This is a genomic window from Bifidobacterium sp. wkB338 (genome assembly GCF_003688325.1).
Lineage (GTDB): Bacteria > Actinomycetota > Actinomycetes > Actinomycetales > Bifidobacteriaceae > Bombiscardovia > Bombiscardovia polysaccharolytica.
Window position 1 is genome coordinate 1 of record NZ_NPOR01000012.1, and the last position, 559, is coordinate 559.

Consider the following 559-nt stretch of genomic DNA (forward strand, 5'->3'; position numbering starts at 1 on the left):
CTCCCTGGTCAAAAGCTACGGAGAAATACCGTTATGCCCCTTGGAAGCGCCCACCAATCAAAACCAATGGCCCATCCCGGTTTACGATAAGCTGGCTGGTATCGCCCCCAAGGGTGCTAAGGAAAAGCAGCCTAGACGGCATTATCAGAGCCGCCACTTAGACAAGTCCAATTCACCTGCCAAAAAACCAACAGGTTTTATTGGGAAAATTCCTGCCTTCAACTTGAGCAAGGGTTCAATTGCCTGTTTAAGCGACAAAAGCGGCTCACTACGTTACTTGAATCTCAAGGATACAGGCGGCCTGCTTGCTGCAGGAGAACGTGGATCGGGATCAGTCGTCTGCATGACCAGCATCATGGCTTCCCTTGTCGCAAGCCAAAAGGTTGACCTGCGCATTATCGACTGCAACGGCACCTCCAATTTTGAACGATTCACTGATTATGTCACCTCGTACACTCATCTGTCGGATGGAATTGATCTGGTCTGCAGCGAAATTCAAGAGGTCTATACCGCTATTCGCTCTCGACAGATCACCATGCGCAAAAGTGGTCTAGACGAC

At 49.9% G+C, this 559-nt stretch carries 1 protein-coding gene; it reads left to right on the forward strand.

Annotated elements, in window-relative coordinates; all coding sequences use genetic code 11:
* On the forward strand, window positions 1-559 hold a 559-nt coding region (locus CI603_RS09000), incomplete at both ends, for an FtsK/SpoIIIE domain-containing protein (protein WP_183122224.1).